At 37.2% G+C, this 1,222-nt stretch carries 2 protein-coding genes; both read left to right on the plus strand.

Annotation, left to right across the window (positions count from 1 at the left end):
• A partial coding sequence (locus HMPREF2700_RS11825) for an AHH domain-containing protein (RefSeq protein WP_070591420.1) occupies nucleotides 1-525 on the plus strand: 525 nt, incomplete at its 5' end.
• A 1-nt stretch (nucleotide 526) separates the two neighbouring features.
• The gene (locus HMPREF2700_RS07975) at nucleotides 527-1,045 is read left to right on the plus strand and encodes a hypothetical protein (protein WP_070591421.1); all 519 of its coding nucleotides are present in this window, start codon (nucleotides 527-529) and stop codon (nucleotides 1,043-1,045) included.
• Nucleotides 1,046-1,222: the final 177 nt, after the last annotated feature.

The raw sequence follows: 1,222 nt of genomic DNA on the forward strand, positions 1-1,222 counted from the left end.
GGGCGGTTTGTAAGTCAGGATCCGATTGGGTTGCAGGGAGGGATAAACTTGTTTGAGTATGCACCGAATCCAATTATATGGGTCGATCCGTTGGGATTGAAGAACTATAGAGATAAGTTTTGGGAGCGTGCTGGAGAACAAGACAGAGGAAAATATCAGGTTCATCACATTATTCCCCAAGATATTTTTAAGAAGGAGGATTCAGGCAATATTTTAAGGTGTCATGGTATGGATGTAGATAATTTAGGTAATTTGATAGGATTGCCAAGAAATGTTAATGATCATCCAAGAAAGGGAAGCCCTTGGTTTGGGAATGCTCAGCATAATTCTAATCATGAAGCGTACTCTGGTGCTGTTCAAAGAGCAATTGTTAGAATAGGATCAAAAGGGTCATGCCTCCAACAAAAGAGCAAGTTGCTGGCTTTGCAGAAATCTTTGCGAAGAATGTTACAAAGAGGAGAGCCTATTATGAAAAGATCTGGTGCTACGGATCAACAATGGGATGGTATTTTAAGAGGTTACTAATATGTTAGAAAAATTGAAAATTAGATTTAATAGTAAACAAAAAGAATTATTTGAGATTTTAAAAAGCCCACCATTTTTTCATGGGAATTTTAATCTTCAAGGGTATTTTGTTATTCATGATAAATCAGAGGCTCAAGATTTATATGAAACGCAAGATCCAGATTACACCATATATAGCAGCTACCCAGATTTGCTTGGTGAAAGAACCCCTCTGACTTACCTTTTTGAAGGAATGACCATGGAAGCAGAATTAAAAGCGGAATATTTGTGGAGAACCTATAAAGATCAGTTATGGAATTTAATTTTACAGCTACAACAAGAAAATCAAGATTTGTTTCCTGAGCCGTTTATAGATTTTGTTTATAATGACTTCTTAACTTTTGCTGCATATGGGATCTTTTCTAAAATAAAAGATGATTTTATTGAAAAGCAAATTGAAGTCTATAAAAATGGTGGCTTTCCTTGTGGTTGGAAAGGGGAATTTCCGGATGGTGTAATGGTTGTTTATTCGCCTGAATAACTGTTTGTCTTTCTATTTGTCAAAAAGTAAAGTAAGGCCGTCTGAAAAGCTTGCCCTCTTTTCAGACGGCCTTTTCAGTTAAAAGTATTGGATCGCTATGAAGTAAAGACATTCCGGTACCCGCCGAATTGTACAGCTATGATCCCGAAACCGATCCGCTGCTGAAAATCCCGCCCG

The sequence above is a fragment of the Neisseria sp. HMSC068C04 genome (assembly GCF_001810105.1).
Lineage (GTDB): Bacteria > Pseudomonadota > Gammaproteobacteria > Burkholderiales > Neisseriaceae > Neisseria > Neisseria flavescens_B.

Excerpts from the sequence above, each read along its gene's own strand:
- HMPREF2700_RS07975 (WP_070591421.1), top strand. The coding sequence starts at position 527 with ATGTTAGAAAAATTGAAAATTAGATTTAATAGTAAACAAAAAGAATTA.